Origin of the sequence: Kitasatospora sp. NPDC093806, assembly GCF_040683335.1 — a bacterium.
GTDB lineage: Bacteria > Actinomycetota > Actinomycetes > Streptomycetales > Streptomycetaceae > Kitasatospora.
In genome coordinates, this window is the sequence record NZ_JBFBDO010000143.1 from 1 (window position 1) to 15,797 (window position 15,797).

The 15,797-nt window shown below is 72.5% G+C and carries 10 protein-coding genes and 1 pseudogene; 8 read left to right on the plus strand and 3 right to left on the minus strand.

Annotated elements, in window-relative coordinates:
* Nucleotides 1-139: 139 nt before the first annotated feature.
* Complete coding sequence (locus tag AB0N76_RS36230; protein WP_363564742.1) at nucleotides 140-883, minus strand: RDD family protein; 744 nt, start codon at nucleotides 881-883, stop codon at nucleotides 140-142.
* A gap of 595 nt (nucleotides 884-1,478) precedes the next feature.
* On the opposite strand from AB0N76_RS36230, the gene AB0N76_RS36235 reads away from it, so the two are divergent.
* The 6 genes from AB0N76_RS36235 (at nucleotide 1,479) to AB0N76_RS36260 (ending at nucleotide 7,132) form a co-directional block, all read left to right on the plus strand.
* A complete protein-coding gene (locus tag AB0N76_RS36235) occupies nucleotides 1,479-2,333 on the plus strand; it encodes a bifunctional methylenetetrahydrofolate dehydrogenase/methenyltetrahydrofolate cyclohydrolase (RefSeq protein WP_363564744.1) in 855 nt (284 codons plus the stop codon).
* Nucleotides 2,334-2,352: 19 nt separating this feature from the next.
* Nucleotides 2,353-2,772: a DUF3017 domain-containing protein gene (locus AB0N76_RS36240; RefSeq protein WP_363564746.1), complete on the plus strand. Its 420-nt coding sequence runs from the start codon at nucleotides 2,353-2,355 to the stop codon at nucleotides 2,770-2,772.
* 213 nt (nucleotides 2,773-2,985) lie between these two features.
* On the plus strand, nucleotides 2,986-3,978 hold the full coding sequence (locus AB0N76_RS36245; RefSeq protein ID WP_363564748.1) for a malate dehydrogenase: 993 nt from the start codon (nucleotides 2,986-2,988) through the stop codon (nucleotides 3,976-3,978).
* An 83-nt stretch (nucleotides 3,979-4,061) separates the two neighbouring features.
* Nucleotides 4,062-5,387: a hemolysin family protein gene (locus AB0N76_RS36250; protein ID WP_363564750.1), complete on the plus strand. Its 1,326-nt coding sequence runs from the start codon at nucleotides 4,062-4,064 to the stop codon at nucleotides 5,385-5,387.
* Between the two features lie 30 nt (nucleotides 5,388-5,417).
* Nucleotides 5,418-6,458 (plus strand): tryptophan--tRNA ligase, encoded by a 1,041-nt coding sequence (gene trpS / locus AB0N76_RS36255; protein ID WP_363564752.1) that lies wholly within the window; start codon nucleotides 5,418-5,420, stop codon nucleotides 6,456-6,458.
* Nucleotides 6,459-6,643: 185 nt separating this feature from the next.
* Nucleotides 6,644-7,132 carry a 2'-5' RNA ligase family protein gene (locus tag AB0N76_RS36260; RefSeq protein ID WP_363564754.1) on the plus strand — a complete coding sequence of 163 codons (489 nt, stop codon included), beginning with the start codon at nucleotides 6,644-6,646 and terminating at the stop codon, nucleotides 7,130-7,132.
* A gap of 3 nt (nucleotides 7,133-7,135) precedes the next feature.
* Here the strand turns inward: AB0N76_RS36260 and AB0N76_RS36265 are convergent, their stop codons facing one another.
* Complete coding sequence (locus AB0N76_RS36265; RefSeq protein ID WP_363564756.1) at nucleotides 7,136-9,688, minus strand: CDP-glycerol glycerophosphotransferase family protein; 2,553 nt, start codon at nucleotides 9,686-9,688, stop codon at nucleotides 7,136-7,138.
* A 208-nt stretch (nucleotides 9,689-9,896) separates the two neighbouring features.
* Nucleotides 9,897-13,472: a CDP-glycerol glycerophosphotransferase family protein gene (locus tag AB0N76_RS36270; RefSeq protein WP_363564758.1), complete on the minus strand. Its 3,576-nt coding sequence runs from the start codon at nucleotides 13,470-13,472 to the stop codon at nucleotides 9,897-9,899.
* A gap of 147 nt (nucleotides 13,473-13,619) precedes the next feature.
* Here AB0N76_RS36270 and AB0N76_RS36275 point away from each other — a divergent pair.
* Both AB0N76_RS36275 and AB0N76_RS36280 read left to right on the plus strand, forming a co-directional pair.
* Nucleotides 13,620-14,471: pseudogene (locus AB0N76_RS36275) on the plus strand (glycosyltransferase); the annotation flags it as partial.
* 215 nt (nucleotides 14,472-14,686) lie between these two features.
* Nucleotides 14,687-15,670 carry a YihY/virulence factor BrkB family protein gene (locus tag AB0N76_RS36280; RefSeq protein WP_363564760.1) on the plus strand — a complete coding sequence of 328 codons (984 nt, stop codon included), beginning with the start codon at nucleotides 14,687-14,689 and terminating at the stop codon, nucleotides 15,668-15,670.
* Nucleotides 15,671-15,797 lie beyond the last annotated feature (127 nt).

Here is a 15,797-nt window from a genome sequence, read left to right on the forward strand (position 1 = left end):
CACAATGCCGCTTTCCCTTTTTTTTTGATGTCACGTCCCCCGCCGGGGCACCCCCCCCCGTCCCCCCCGGGGTCACGCCCTGCGGCCCCCCGCCCCCTCCACCGAGGGGGCCGGGCCGCTCCGTCATACGCCCTGCGTACTACTTCTTGATCACCAGGGTGCCGGCGGCACGGTCGTGCCAGCCCTGCAGCTTCCCGGAGTTGTCGAAGAACGGCGACAGGTAGACCAGCAGCGCGCCGATGTAGCAGACGAAGACGCCGACGATCGGGATGATGAAGCGGATGAAGCCGCCGCCCAGGCCCGGGGTCTGGCCGGTGTTCTCCTTGACCACGCGCAGGCCGAGGGCCAGCTTGCCCAGGGTGGCGCCGACGAAGGCGACCATCAGCCACTCGTAGAGCAGGTTGAAGACCGACAGCACCACCATCATGATGATCATGGTGCCGAAGATGCCGGCCGCGGCGTCCTGGTTCTGGTTGTAGCAGTCGACGTAGGCGCTGCTGCCGTAGGTGTAGGTCGAGCAGTCCTCGGTGTCCTTGGCGATGCCGAGGGCGCCGGCCAGGCCGAAGGCCATCACCAGGGCGAGGATCGCGCTGATCGCGAGACCGTCGATCAGGCGGGCCAGGAAGCGCTGGCCCATGCTGGCGATCTTCACCGTGCCCAGCTGGGCGATGTTGATGTAGCCGTTGTTCGCCTGGATGGTGCCCGGCATCTGCGGGTAGCCGTAACCGGGCTGCTGCGGCACGCCGTAGCCCGGCTGCTGCGGGGCCTGCTGCGGGTAGCCGTAACCGGCGGCCGGCGGGGCCTGCTGCGGGTAGCCGTAGCCGGGCTGCTGCGGCTGCTGGGGCTGGCCGTACGGGTTGTTCGGGTCGGGCGGGTAGGTCATCGATGCCTCCGGGCAGATGGGGACGGGTGGGGACGGGACAGCGGAGGACCCGGAACGGACCGGTGGATCGGGTGACCGGTCGGACGGGACGTTAGCGGGGCGCTCTGACACCGGGGTCGGGCACGACCCGGCGCGCGCCGCCGCTCAGGGCCGTGGGATCGGTGCGAACGGGAGCCGGGCCGGCTCTGCGGCGAACGGCAGGACGGCGCGACGACGCTCGGTCGTCGGCGCGGTGCGGCGGTCTGGTCGGCTCACTTCGTTCTTCCCCCGGGTACGCCCCGCCGGGTCTGTCCGTCGGCCCGTCACCGGGCCGGATGCGGCGGGGAATGCCCGCTCATCGTCAACCGGACGGCGGGGCGCTGTCCAGCCGCGTCCGCGCGTCGGGCCGGACTGTGGCGCAACCGCAATGTGACCCGGACGTTCCGCGCCCCGCCCGCCCCTTCCGCGCCGGGCGTGCGGGCCACCGGCGCGCCGCCCGCGCCGTCCGCCCGCGCACCGTCTCCGCACCCGCCCGCGCGCCTGCCCGCGCACCGCCTGCGCGCGCGCCCGGTACCACGTGGCACGGACCGTCGCCGGGATCCGGGAGAATGGTGTCATGACTGCCCAGATTCTCGATGGCAAGGCCACCGCGGCCGCGATCAAGTCCGAACTCGCCGCCCGCGTGGCGGCCCTCAAGGCGAAGGGCGTCACGCCCGGCCTCGGCACCGTCCTGGTCGGCGACGACCCGGGCAGCCGCTGGTACGTCAACGGCAAGCACAAGGACTGCGCGGAGATCGGCATCGCCTCGATCCAGCGCGAGCTGCCCGCCACCGCCACCCAGGAGGACGTCGAGAACGTCGTCCGCGAGCTCAACGCCGACCCGACCTGCACCGGCTACATCGTCCAGCTGCCGCTGCCCAAGGGCCTCGACCAGAACCCCGTCCTGGAGCTGATGGACCCGGACAAGGACGCGGACGGCCTGCACCCGACCTCGCTCGGCCGGCTCGCCCTGGGTATCGAGGGCCCGCTGCCCTGCACCCCGCTCGGCATCGTCGAGCTGCTGCGCCGCCACGAGGTGCCGATCGACGGCGCCGAGGTGGTCGTGATCGGCCGCGGCGTCACCGTCGGCCGCTCGATCGGCCTGCTGCTGACCCGCCGCTCCGAGAACGCCACCGTCACCCTCTGCCACACCGGCACCCGTGACCTCGCCTTCCACCTGCGCAAGGCCGACATCGTGGTGGCCGCCGCCGGCGTGCCGCACCTGGTCAAGCCGGAGGACGTCAAGCCCGGCGCGGCCGTGCTGGACGTCGGCGTCAGCCGCAGCGAGGGCAAGATCGTCGGTGACGTGCACCCGGGCGTGGCCGAGGTGGCCGGCTGGATCTCCCCGAACCCCGGCGGCGTCGGCCCGATGACCCGCGCCATGCTGCTCAACAACATCGTGGTGGCGGCCGAGCGCCGCGCCGGCCTCTGATCCCCCGGGACGGGAAGCCATGACCGAACCGCGGCGGACCGGGCGCAGGCCGGTCAAGACCACCGGCACCCTGCCCCCCGAGGGCTCGTCGGCGGCGCTCGGGCGCGACCACGCGCTGCCGGTGCGGCAGTGGCCGATAACGCTGGTCCTGCTGGTGGTCGGCGCCGGCCTCGCGGTCACCTGGTTCGCCGACTTCCAGGACGGCTTCAAGTACGGGCTGCTGATCATCGGCGGCGGCGTGCTGCTCGGTGCGCTGCTGCGGCTGGTGCTGCCGGAGGTCGGCATGCTGGCGGTGCGCAGCCGGTTCACCGACGTGATCGTGCTGACCTTCCTGGGCGTCTCGATCGTGCTGCTGACGCTGATGGCCCAGCCCAATCCGTGGCTGGAGCTGCCGGTGCTGGACAACATCGGCCAGTTGATCGGCCGCCCGCGCCGCTGAGCGGCCGATGAGTCGAACGGATGAACGGCCCCCACCCGGGTGATCGGGCGGGGGCCGTCATCGTCTGTGACGAATCAGTCACGACCGTGCCCGGGGCGTACGCTTCCCTTTGCGATACCCTGACGCCGGTTCTCTCGATGTCGAGAGACCGTCCTCGGCTCCAGCGCGCCGAACGTGCCTGGGGCACCTGGCGATTTGCTGGAGAAGGTAGAAATGACCCGCACCCCCGTCAACGTCACCATCACCGGAGCCGCCGGCCAGATCGGCTACGCGCTGCTCTTCCGCATCGCCTCGGGCCACCTGCTCGGCGCCGACGTGCCGGTGAACCTGCGCCTCCTGGAGATCCCGCAGGGCCTCAAGGCCGCCGAGGGCACCGCGATGGAGCTCGTCGACTGCGCGTTCCCGCTGCTGCGCGACATCACGATCACCGACAAGCCGGCCGAGGCCTTCGACGGCGCCAACGTCGCGCTGCTGGTCGGCGCCCGTCCGCGCACCGCCGGCATGGAGCGCGGCGACCTGCTGCAGGCCAACGGCGGCATCTTCGGCCCGCAGGGCAAGGCCATCAACGACCACGCCGCGGACGACATCAAGGTCCTGGTCGTCGGCAACCCGGCCAACACCAATGCCCTGATCGCCCAGCGCAACGCCCCGGACGTGCCGGCCGAGCGCTTCACCGCGATGACCCGCCTGGACCACAACCGCGCCGTCGGCCAGCTGTCGGCCAAGACCGGCGCCCTGGTCTCCGACATCAAGCGCGTCACCATCTGGGGCAACCACTCCGCCACCCAGTACCCGGACATCTTCCAGGCCGAGGTCGCCGGCAAGCCGGCCTTCGAGGCCGCCGGCTCCGACCTGGCCTGGCTGGAGAGCGACTTCATCCCGACCGTCGCCAAGCGCGGCGCGGCCATCATCGAGGCCCGCGGCGCCTCCTCGGCCGCCTCGGCCGCCAACGCCGCCATCGACCACGTCTACACCTGGGTCAACGGCACCGCCGAGGGCGACTGGACCTCCATGGGTGTCGTCTCCGACGGCTCCTACGGCGTCCCGGCCGGCCTGATCTCCTCCTTCCCGGTCACCACCAAGGACGGCAAGTTCGAGATCGTCCAGGGCCTGGAGATCTCCGACTTCTCGCGCGCCCGCATCGACGCCTCGGTCAACGAGCTGGTCGAGGAGCGCGACGCGGTCCAGGAGCTCGGCCTCATCTGAGCCTGAGCCCCGCCACGCGCTTCACGACGGCCCGCCGCCACCCTCCCGGGAGGCGGCGGGCCGTCGCCCTACACTGACCCGCTGTGAACGAAACCATCGAGGACGCCGCGCTCGTCCTCGTCTTCATCGTCCTGGGCGGCCTGTTCAACGTCGCCGAGATCTCGCTGATCTCGCTGCGCGAGGGCCAGATCCGGACCCTGGAGGCACGCGGCACCCGGCGGGCCGCCCGGGCGGCGCACCTCGCGGCCGACCCCAACCGCTTCCTGGCGGCCGTCCAGGTCGGCGTCACCTGCATGGGCTTCCTCTCCGCCGCGTTCGGCGCCGACACCCTGGCCGGCAAGCTGGCCCCGGTGTTCGTCGAGGCCGGGCTCTCCGAGGGCGTCGCCGACGCCACCGCCCTGGTCGGCCTCACCCTGCTGATCAGCTACGTCTCGCTGGTGCTCGGCGAGCTCACCCCGAAGCGGATCGGCCTCCAGCGGGCCGACTCGATCGCCCTGCTGGCCGCGCCGGTGGTGGACGTCATGTCGGTGGTGCTGCGCCCGGCGATCTGGCTGCTCGGCCACTCCACCGACCTGATGGTCCGGCTGTTCGGCGGCGACCCGGCGGCCGGCCGCGGCTCGATGAGCTCCGAGGAGCTCCGCGGCCTGGTCGCCGCCAACACCGAACTCGGCAGCGACGAGCGGACGCTGATCGCCGACGTGTTCGCCGCCGGGGACCGCCGGCTGCGCGAGGTGATGGTCCCGCGCACCGAGGTGACCTTCCTGGACGCCGAGCGCCCGCTCGCCGAGGTCCGCGCCCAGGCCGACTCCTCGCCGCACTCCCGCTACCCGGTGATCGAGGGCAGCTACGACGCGGTGACCGGCTTCGTGCACGTCCGCGACCTGTACGGGGCGCGCGGCGAACGGGCCGCCAAGGTCCGCGACCTGGCCCGCCCGGTCAAGCTGCTGCCCGGCACCAAGCGGGTGCTGGAGGCGATGGGCGAGATGCGCCGGGAGGGCCACCACCTCGCGATCGTGGTCGACGAGTACGGCGGCACCGCCGGCATCGTCACCCTGGAGGACCTGGTGGAGGAGGTGATCGGCGAGATCCGCGACGAGTACGACACCCAGGAACCGGTCCCCACCCGCCGGCTGGCCGGCGGCGGCATGGAGCTCGACGGCCTGCTCAACCTGGCCGACTTCGCCGAGGAGACCGGCGTCACCCTCCCCGAGGGCCCGTACGAGACGGTGGCCGGCTGTCTGGTGGCCGGGCTCGGCCGGCTGCCCGCCGACGGCGACCGGGTCCGGGTCCCCGCAGGTCCGGGCCTGGAAGTGCTGCTGACGGTGGCGAAACTGGAGGGCCGGCGGATCGCCCGGGTCAGGGTGAGTGCGGTCACACTGACCGAACGGCCGGGGCCGGAGGTTTCCTGACCGGTCGGTGGAACTGGAACAATGGCCCGCATGGTCAACGCAGCGGTCACTGGTCCGGTCAAGAACCGTCCCCGGGTGCTCTCCGGGATCCAGCCCACCTCCGGTTCGTTCCACCTCGGCAACTACCTGGGCGCGGTGCGCCAGTGGGTCGACCTGCAGGAGGAGAACGACGCCTTCTACATGGTCGTCGACCTGCACGCGATCACGGTCGAGCAGGACCCGGCGACGCTGCGCCAGAACACCCGGGTCTCCGCCGCCCAGCTGCTCGGGGCCGGCCTGGACCCGGAGCACTGCACCCTGTTCGTCCAGTCGCACGTGCCCGAGCACGCGCAGCTCGGCTGGGTGATGAACTGCCTCACCGGCTTCGGCGAGGCCTCCCGGATGACCCAGTTCAAGGACAAGTCGGCCAAGCAGGGCACCGCCGGCACCACGGTCGGCCTGTTCACCTACCCGATCCTCCAGGTCGCCGACATCCTGCTCTACCAGGCGGACGCCGTCCCGGTCGGCGAGGACCAGCGCCAGCACGTGGAGCTCACCCGCGACCTGGCGGAGCGCTTCAACACCCGCCTCGGCCCCACCTTCACCGTGCCCAAGCCGTACATCCTCAAGGAGACGGCGAAGATCCAGGACCTCCAGGACCCGGGCATCAAGATGAGCAAGTCCGCCTCCTCGCCCAAGGGCCTGGTCAGCCTGCTGGACGAGCCGAAGGTCAGCGCCAAGAAGTTCAAGAGCGCCGTCACCGACACCGGCACCGTGGTCTCCTACGACGAGGAGGAGAAGGCCGGCGTCTCCAACCTGCTGCGCATCCACTCCGCGCTCAGCGGGCAGTCGGTCGAGCAGCTGGTCGCGCACTTCGAGGGCAAGATGTACGGCGCCCTGAAGACCGAGCTGGCCGAGCTGTTCACCGAGTGGGTGACCCCGTTCCAGCAGCGCACCCAGCTCTTCCTGGACGACCCGGCCGAGCTGGACCGCGTCCTCGCGCTGGGCGCCGAGAAGGCCCGCGCGGTGGCGGCCGAGACGCTGGCGACGGTGTACGACCGGATCGGCTTCCTCCCGGCCGCCAAGCGGTGACTCCGCTGACGAGCCTGCCCGGTGGTGGCGACGGCGACTCGCCCCTCGCCTCCGAACGCTCCGATCCGGTGCCGACGGTCGTCGCTCCGGCGTTCCCTCCTGCGTCGGTCGCCGGTCGCTCCTCGCTTTCGGCACCGGCGTGCTCTTCGGCTCGGGGCGGGGAGGTCGTCACCATCGGCGTGTCCGTGAGCGTCCCGGAACCGTACGGCTCGGCGATCCAGGACGCGCGGGCCGGGCACGGCGACCCGCTGGCCCGGTCGATACCCACGCACGTCACCCTGCTGCCGCCGACCGAGGTGCCGGCCGAGGCGCTGCCGAAGATCGAGGAGCACCTGGCGGCGGTGGCCGCCGGGCACCGGCCGTTCCGGATGGTGCTGCGCGGCAGCGGCAGCTTCCGCCCGGTCTCCCCGGTGGTCTTCGTCCGGGTCGAGGAGGGCGAGCGGGAGTGCCGGCTGCTGGAGGCGGACGTCCGCTCCGGCCCGCTGGCCCGCGAGCTGGCCTTCCCGTACCACCCGCACGTGACGGTGGCGCACGGGCTGGGGGACGACGTGCTGGACCAGGCCCACGAGCAGGCCCGGTCCTTCCACGCGGTGTTCCCGGTGCCGGGGTTCAGCCTCTCCCGGTTCGACCGGGACGAGGTCTGGCGCCCCTGGCGGGCCTACACGTTCTCCTGAGGCCTACTCCCGGGGCTCCCGGGACCCGCCGAGTTCGAGCATCCGGTCGACCACCCGGCCGGCCGCCCCGCCGTCGTCCAGGGCGCAGTGGACGTCCTGGAAGCGCCGGTAGCGCTCGGCGTACCCGGCGGGCAACCCGTCGCCGCCGTCGGCGAGTTCGCGCAGCGCCGCGACCAGGTCGGCGGAGTCGTCGAGCAGCGGCCCGGGGGCCTGTGCCTCGAAGTCGAAGGCGAAGCCGCGCAGGCTGTCCCGGTAGTGCGCCAGGTCGTAGGTGAAGAACAGCACCGGGCGGCCGGTGATCGCGAAGTCGAACAGGATGGACGAGTAGTCGGTCACCAGGACGTCCGCGATCAGCAGCAGCTCCTGGACGTCGGGGTAGTCGGCGCAGTCGTGGACGAAGCCGTCCCCGGCGCCGGCCAGCGGCTCGCGGACGTGCGCGTGCGGGCGCAGCAGCAGCACGTGGTCCTCGCCGAGCGCCTTGCGGGCCCCGTCGAGGTCGAGCCGCAGGTCGAACCGGAAGCCGTCGCCGTCGGGGCGCGGCCGGTCCTCCCGCCAGGTCGGCGCGTAGAGCACCACCCGCTTGCCGTCCGGGATGCCGAGCCGGCGGCGGACGGCGGCGGCCCGCCGGGGGTCGGGCCGGGACAGCACGTCGTTGCGCGGGTAGCCGGACTCCAGGACCTCGCCCTCGAAGCGGAAGGCGCGGCGCAGCAGCGGGGTGGCGAACGGGCTGGGGGAGAGCAGCACGCTCCACTGCGGGGTCTCCCGGTCGAGCGCGGCGAGGTAGCCGTGGTCGGCGAGCCAGGTGTTGTCGACGTCGTGGGCGATCCGCTTGAGCAGGGCGCCGTGCCAGGTCTGGACGACCACCTGGCCGGGGCGGCGCTGCAGGAAGTCCGGGAAGTGGGTGTTGCCGACCAGGTAGCGGCTGGTGGCCAGGGCCCGGTACCACTCGGGGCTCCAGACCCGGACCGCGCGGACCCCGGGCGGCAGTTCGGCCTGGGCGTCGTCGACCACCCACAGGTGCTCCAGCGGGGTGCCGCGGCGGGCCAGTTCGGTGTGCACGGCGCGCGGTGAGTCGGCGTAGCCGCGGCCGCCGAAGACGTCGTACAGCACGGCCTCGCGCAGCGGTTCGCGGCGGGCGGCGGGGTAGCCGGCGGTGCGCTGGCGGGCCTGGGAGAAGGCGCTGCGCTCGGTGGCGGTGAGGACGGGGGTGGAGTCCAGCAGCAGGGTGTCGTGCCAGCGGCGTTCGAGGACGACGCGCTTGCCGCCGGCCTGGGTGGCGGCGGGCAGTTCGGACAGCAGGGCGGGCGCGGCGGTCAGCGGGCGGGCCGGTCCGGGCCGCCCGGCGGGGTGCAGCGCGGCCTCCCAGAGGCCCTTGCGCAGCGGCAGCGCGGTGCCGTCGGAGCCGGTGCGGGTGGCGGGCAGGCGGATCCGGAACCGGTGGTCGGGGCCGGGCTCGACCGGGTGGCGGACCTCGGTGCCGGTGGCGTTGTGCCGCAGCACGAGTTCGAGCGGTCCGGCGGCGGGGCAGTGGCCGGCGAGTTCGAAGCCGCCGGCCCGGGTGGTGAGCCGGTCGACGTAGCCGGCGGCGGGCTGGACGCGGAGCTGGAGCCGGCCGTCGGCGAGGTGCTTGAGGTAGAGCACCCGGTCGTCGGTGCCGGGCAGCGGGTGCTGGCCGGCCACCGGGCCGCGGCGTTCGTCGAGGATGAGCGGTTCGGAGGGGCCGTCGGGGTGCCGCAGTTCGGCGTCCCAGTGCTGGGCGTCGTCCCCGGGGCCGGACCCGTCGGCGCCGGGGCCGTCGGTGTCGGACCCGTCGGCGGTGAACGGCCGGTACGGCAGGTGGACGGTGACGGTCCGCCCGGCGCGGGTGACGGGGTGGGTGAGGACGGTGCCGCTCTCCCGGTGGCGCAGCCGCAGCACGGTGCGGGCGGGCCAGGGGTAGGTGGTGACGAGGTCCAGTTCGAGGCCGTCGGGGCCGGGGACGGCCCGGGTGAGGCGGGCGCCGGGGCGTTCGAGCCGCACGGTGAGCCGGTCGTCGGCGAAGTGCGGCAGCAGGCGGACGTCGTGGTCGATCCAGCGGGCGGGCGGGTACTCGCCGGAGCCGCACCAGTGCGGGGCGAGGCCGCCGTACTGGCGGCGCAGCCGGGTGGGGCGGGGGCGGGTGAAGAGGGTGGCCTCGACGGTCCAGTCGCCGAGCGGCCAGCCGTCGGGGGTGTGCAGCCGGCGCGGTTCGACGAGGGCGGTGAAGCCGGCCCAGTCGTGGTTGTGGTCGGGCTGGGCGCTGTCGTCGGTGATCTCGGGGAGCCGGCGGGGGCGGGTGGGGAGGTGGACCGGGGGCTGGTCGTGGTCGTCGGCGCGGCGCAGGGTGAGCCAGGTCCAGGCGGAGCCGGGGTGGGCGGTGGAGCGGTCGTCGGGGCGGGCGAAGCCGGTGAGTTCGAGGCCGCGGGCGCTCCAGCGGGCGCGCAGCAGTCCGAAGGCGGCGTCCTCCTCGCCGCCCGGCCGTGGGTCGCCGAACCGGGGGGCGGCGTGCGGGAGGACGAACCGGGTGAGGACTGCCATTTCACGGACCTTTCTCGGCGAGAATTTCCATCTCACCCGGAAAAGTATCCGAGGTCAATTTGAGAATTGACTGACAATTAGCTGGCAGGTTCGTTCGGAAAACAGTCGTTCGATAAGTCTGATGAATTTATGAAACGAAAATGAGAAAGGCGCCCGACGCGGGATTCGCGTCGGACGCCTTTCAAGCGTCACCGGTACCGGTCGGCGATCAGGCCTCGCGGCTCAGCATCGCGTCCACCACCCGGGCGGCGGCCTGACCGTCGTCCAGGTCGCAGTAGTTCTCGCGGAACGCCGCGTACTTCCCGGCGTACTCCGCGCTGACCTCGTCCACCCGGCCGAGCGCGGCGACCAGCTCCTCCGAGGTGCCCAGCAGCGGGCCGGGCGCGTCCGCCTCGAAGTCGAACGAGAAGCCGCGCAGGTTGTCCCGGTAGTGCGCCAGGTCGTAGGTGAAGAACAGGATCGGCTTGCCGGTCGCGGCGAAGTCCATCGCCGACGCCGAGTAGTCCGTCACGAGCACGTCCGCGACCAGCAGCAGCTCGGACATGTCCGGGTAGCTGCTGACGTCCCAGACGTAGCCGTTGCCCGCGCCCGGGATCTGCTCGCGGACGTTGGCGTGCCGGCGGACCAGCAGCACCTGGTCGTCGGCCAGCGCGGCCTGCGCCGCCGCCAGGTCCAGCTGCAGGTGCAGCTGGTAGCCGCCGTAGTGCCGGCGCCGGTCCTCGCGCCAGGTCGGCGCGTACAGCACGACCTTCTTGCCCTCGGGCAGGCCGAGCCGCTCGCGCACCCGCTCGGCGGTCTTCTCCTTGTCGGCGGAGAAGAACAGGTCGTTGCGCGGCAGGCCGCTCTCCAGGATCTCGCCCTTGAAGTCGAACGCGCGGCGCAGCACCGGGGCGGCCCAGGTGCTGCCGGCCACCAGCATGCTCCAGTTCGGGACCTCCTTGGCGAGGCCCTTCAGGTAGTTCGAGTCGGTGAACCAGACCTTCTCGAAGTCGTGGCCGACCTGCTTCAGCGGCGAACCGTGCCAGGTCTGCAGCACGATCTGGCCGGGCCGGCGGACGAAGAAGTCCGGCATGTGCGCGCTGGTGACGATGTACTTCGCGGTGGCCAGCGTCTCGAACCACTCCGGGCTCCAGAGCCGGACCGCGGCCGCCGACTGCGGCAGGTCGGCCTGCAGGTCGTCGGCGCCCCACAGGTGCTCCAGCGGCAGGCCGCGGCGGACCAGCTCCTCGTGGATCGCCCGCGGCGAGTCCGCGTAGAGACCGCCCAGCGCGACGTTGTACAGCACCGTGTCGCGCAGCGGCAGCCGGCGCGCGGCCGGGTAGTCGACCTTGCGCAGCTGGCGCTGGCGCCAGCCGCTGCGCTCCTCCGGAAGCAGTATGTTCTCGGACTCCAGCTGCAGGCCGTCGTGGTGGCGGCGCTCCAGCACGATCTTCTTGCCGCGGGCCTCCACCTCCAGCGGCAGCGCGTCCCAGCACTCCGGCGCGATCAGCGCGTACGAGGCCATGTCCGGGTTGAAGTCCGCGCCGACCGGGCGGAACGACACGTTCCAGCCGCCCTGGGCCAGCGGCACGTTGCCCGCGAAGGAGGCCGTCGGCACGGCCGGCAGCGCGGTCCGGAACCGGCCGTCGTTGATCTCCACCGGGTAGACGTGCTGCTCCTCGCCCCAGTGGTGGCGGACCACCAGCTCCCAGTGGTGGGTGCCCGGCAGCGGGAAGCTGCCGCTGAGCAGGAAGCCGTCCGCGCCGCGCGCGGTGATCTCGTCCACTATCGGCTGCAGCAGCTGGTCGGAGATCTGCAGGTAGCCGCCGGGGGAGGGCTTGGAGTACAGCGCGCGCTGCCGGTCGGCCGGGGCCTGCGGGTTCAGCACCAGGTTGAGCTGCTCCGGCGCGTTCCGGTCGTCCCAGGCGAGCGGCACGAGGGTGCCGTCGGCCAGCACCAGGGTGCTGTCCCAGCGGTCGCGGGCGCGCTCCTCGGCGATCGGGTCCAGCTCGGCCCAGGACTCGCGGACCTCGGTCAGCTCGGCCGCCGGGACGGAGATCCGGAACGGCTGCAGGCTGCCGACCGAGGTGCCGGTGGAGACCGGGAAGAGCAGCTCGCGCTCGGACTCGACGTGGGTCAGCCGCAGCTTGGCCCCGCCGAGGCGGACGCCGGAGCGGGCCGCGCCGGAGACCTCGACCGTGGTGCCGTCCGCGGCCAGCCCGGTCACCCGGACCTTGACGTTCTCCACCCGCAGGTAGACGCTGCCGTCGCGGACGAACGGCACGATCCGCACGTCCGGCTCGACCCAGTGCGAGGGCAGGAACAGCGCGGTGTCCGCCCAGCCGGCCCAGACCCGGCCCTTGTAGACGCCGCCCTTGCCGGCCCCGGCGACCAGGACGCGCCAGTTGCCGTCCTTCCACTGGCCCCGGTGCTTGAGCTTCTCCGGGTCCAGGCTGACGGTGAAGCCGGCCCAGTCGCAGTTGTAGAGGTCGTGGTGGTTGGTGGCGGTGGCCTCGGGGCTGTACTGGGTCTTCATCGGCACCGCGATGACCCGGCGGCCCTTGGCCTCGCGCAGCACCAGGGTGCGCACCATGTCGTGCTTGTTGGCCGCGCCCAGCTGCTCCGGGTACGCGTGACCGGTCAGCCGCAGCCGGCCGGCCTCCCAGGCCGACTCGTAGAGCCGGCTGCGGATCACCGTCGAGTTGCGCAGGCTGAGCAGGCCGGACGGCACGCTCTTGCGGCCGCCGCGCAGGAACGGGTAGTCGGCGTACGGGCGCAGCAGGCCCTTGGCGACGACACCGCCGTTGCTCTCGCCCTCGTACTTGATCTGCTCGACGAACTCGTCGATCCGGCCCTGCAGGGTCAGGTGGTACTTCAGGCGCAGCGGCGCGCGCAGCTTCTTGACCTGCTCCGGGCCGATCGACCGGAGCAGCCGGCTGACGCACTTGATGTAGGCGTCCCGGTACTCCTTGTCGCCGTCCACGACGGACCAGAAGAACATCGGGATCTCCTCGACGAGGGTGTTCTCGTCGTAGGACTTCAGGTACTCCGCGAAGCGCGGCTCGGTCTGCTTCTTCAGCCAGCCGCGGACCAGCTCGACCGAGGTGACCCGGTCGATCAGGCCCTTCGGGTTGGTGCGCATCTGGGTGATCGACATCTCGCCGACCTCGCGCTCGCGCCAGTGGTAGATCGGCTCGGAGAGCACGTCCACGCTCTTGGCGAGGTAGTGGTGCGGCACGCTGACCGGGGCGTCCTCGTACAGGATGCCCTCGGGGTAGAGGATGTCGGCCGCGTCGAAGAAGGAGCGGCGGTACACCTTGTTCCACGCGGTGCGGTCGGTGACCAGCGACGGGATCTCGGTGACGTGCGTCTTCAGCACGGTCTTGGCGAACGGGCGGCTGTGGCCGCCGGACTGGTAGTAGCCGATCGCGCGGAACCGCAGCACGTTGCCGGTGGCGAAGTCCGAGCCGGTCTCGTCCAGCGTGTTGATCATCAGCTCGTACGCGCTGGGCGGCATCGAGTCGTCGCTGTCGACGAAGCAGAGGAACTCGGCGTCCGGGTCGATGTGCCGGATGCCGGTGTTGCGGGCGGCGCCGAGGCCCTTGTTGACCTGGCGGACCAGCCGGAAGCGGGAGTCCTTGGCGGCGTACGCCTCGGCGAGCGCGGCGCTGTTGTCCTTCGAACCGTCGTCGACCATGACGCACTCGAAGTCGGTGAACGTCTGGGCGGCGATCGAGTCGAGACACTCCACGAGGTAGCGCTCGACGTTGTAGATCGGGACGACGATGGAGAGGCGGGGAGCCATCGGCTACGCAGGCCTTTCTCGGGAAGGAGCGTGGCAGCCCGTTCGGGGTCTGACCGCACTTTGAATGCGTACGTGCCCGTCGATCCTACCGTCCGGCCCAAGGGGGGCCCGGGGCCCGTACGGCCGGGCGGCCACTACCCTGGGGCCATGCCCCGCTTCAGTGTGATCGTCCCGGTTTACCGGGTCGAGGAGTACCTCCCCGAGTGCCTCGACTCGGTGCTCGGCCAGGACGGCCCGGACTTCGAGCTGATCGCGGTGGACGACCGCTCCCCGGACGGCTGCGGCGCCCTGCTCGACGCGGCCGCCGCCCGCGACCCCCGGGTCCGGGTGCTGCACCTGCCGGAGAACGTCGGCCTCGGCCGGGCCCGCAACGCCGGGCTGGAGGTCGCCACCGGCGACTACGTGCTCTTCCTCGACAGCGACGACACCCTGACCCCCGGTCTGCTCAAGGCCGTCGACGACCGGCTCGCGGCCGGCGGCGACCCGGACATCCTGGTCTACGACTACGCCCGCAGCTACGACGACGGCCGGATCGTCCGGGCCGCCTCCGCCAAGGTCTTCGGCGCCGCCTCCCGGGACGTCTTCGACCTCGCCGACCGCCCCGACCTGCTCGAACTCCTCCAGGTGGTCTGGAACAAGGCCTACCGGCGCGACTTCGTCACCGCCCAGGGCCTCACCTTCCCGGCCGGCTACTACGAGGACACCCCCTGGACCTACCCGGCGCTGCTCGCCGCCCGGAGCATCACCCTGCTCGACCGGATCGGCGTCCACTACCGCCAGCGCCGGGAGGGCGGCAACATCCTGGCCACCGCGAGCCGCAAGCACTTCGACGTGTTCGCCCAGTACGACCTGGTCTTCGCGTTCCTGGACGAGCGGCCCGAGCTCGACCGCTGGCGCCCGGTGGTCTACGGCCGGATGCTGCACCACCTCAACACCGTGGTCTCCCGGCCCGGCCGGATCCCGCCCGGCGACCGCCGGGAGTTCTTCCGCCGGGCCGCCGAGCACTGCGCCCGGCTCCGCCCGTCCGGCTACCGGCCGTCCGGCGGGGTGGCCGGGCTGCGCACCGAGCTGCTCGGCCAGGGCCGGTACACCGCCTACCAGGCGGTCCGCGCGCTGGCGAAGGCCCGCCGGATGGTCCGCCGCTGACCCGGGCGTGACGGGCCGCGCGGCCGAGCCTGACGGCCGTTCGGGCGACGGGCCGGTATAACCGGACGGTGGACTTCCTGACCCGTCTCCCGGTGATCGGCCCGCTCGTGACACGGGTGCTCCGCAGCCGCCCGTACCGCGCCTACGAGCACTTCACCGCCCTGCGCGGCAACCGGCTGGCCGGCGCGGTCACCTTCTTCGGCTTCCTCGCGCTCTTCCCGCTGCTGACGGTGGGCCTGGCGATCGCCGTCGCCACCCTCAGCGACAGCCGGGTGGCGGAGATCCAGCACAAGATCTCCGACCAGCTGCCCGGCATCTCGGACGCGCTCAACCTGCCCTCCCTGGTCGCCAACGCGGGCGCGGTCGGGCTGGTCAGCGGCGTGCTGCTGGTGATCTCCGGGCTCGGCTGGGTGGACACCATGCGCACCTCGATCCGGGACCTCTGGCAGCTGCCCGACGAGGAGGGCAACCCGTTCCTGCGCAAGGGCTGGGACTTCCTGGTGCTCGGCGGCCTCGGCCTGGTCTCGCTGTTCTCGCTCGGCGCCTCGGCGGCCGGGACCACGCTGGCCGGCCGGATCGCCGACTGGATCGGCCTCGGCTCCGGCGGCTACCTGCTCACCGGGGTCGGCCTGCTGATCGCGATCGGCTCCGACATGCTGCTCTTCGCCTACCTGCTGGCCCCGTTCCCGCGGATCGGCGGCCAGCGCCGGCGGGACGTCCTGAAGGCCGCGCTGATCGGCGCGGTCGGCTTCGAGCTGCTGAAGGTGCTGCTCTCCTCCTACCTCGGCTCGGTCGCCGGGAAGAGCCTGTACGGCGCCTTCGGGGTGCCGGTGGCGCTGCTGCTCTGGATCAACTTCGTCTGCCGGCTGCTGATGTACTGCGTGGCCTGGACGGCGACCGCCGACCCGGCGGCCGCCCGGGACCGGGCCCGCGAGCGCGCCCGCGCCCTGGTCGAGGCCGCCGACGAGCAGCAGGCCGCCGAAGCGGAGGCGGCCGAAGCGGAGGCCGCCGAGGGGACCCCGGCGACGGAACGGGCCCGGCCCCAGGACTAGGAGCCGGGCCCGTCCGGGTGCGGCGGCGCTACTCGGCCGCCGCGCGGCGGCGGTTGAGCAGGACCAGCCCGGTCGCGCCGCCCGCGGTCAGGGCCAGCGCGACGGCGACCCAGCCGACCGGCCCGAG

Excerpts from the sequence above, each read along its gene's own strand:
- trpS (WP_363564752.1), top strand. The coding sequence starts at position 5,418 with ATGGTCAACGCAGCGGTCACTGGTCCGGTCAAGAACCGTCCCCGGGTG.
- AB0N76_RS36240 (WP_363564746.1), top strand. The coding sequence starts at position 2,353 with ATGACCGAACCGCGGCGGACCGGGCGCAGGCCGGTCAAGACCACCGGC.
- AB0N76_RS36235 (WP_363564744.1), top strand. The coding sequence starts at position 1,479 with ATGACTGCCCAGATTCTCGATGGCAAGGCCACCGCGGCCGCGATCAAG.
- AB0N76_RS36270 (WP_363564758.1), bottom strand. The coding sequence starts at position 13,472 with ATGGCTCCCCGCCTCTCCATCGTCGTCCCGATCTACAACGTCGAGCGC.
- AB0N76_RS36265 (WP_363564756.1), bottom strand. The coding sequence starts at position 9,688 with ATGGCAGTCCTCACCCGGTTCGTCCTCCCGCACGCCGCCCCCCGGTTC.
- AB0N76_RS36245 (WP_363564748.1), top strand. The coding sequence starts at position 2,986 with ATGACCCGCACCCCCGTCAACGTCACCATCACCGGAGCCGCCGGCCAG.
- AB0N76_RS36230 (WP_363564742.1), bottom strand. The coding sequence starts at position 883 with ATGACCTACCCGCCCGACCCGAACAACCCGTACGGCCAGCCCCAGCAG.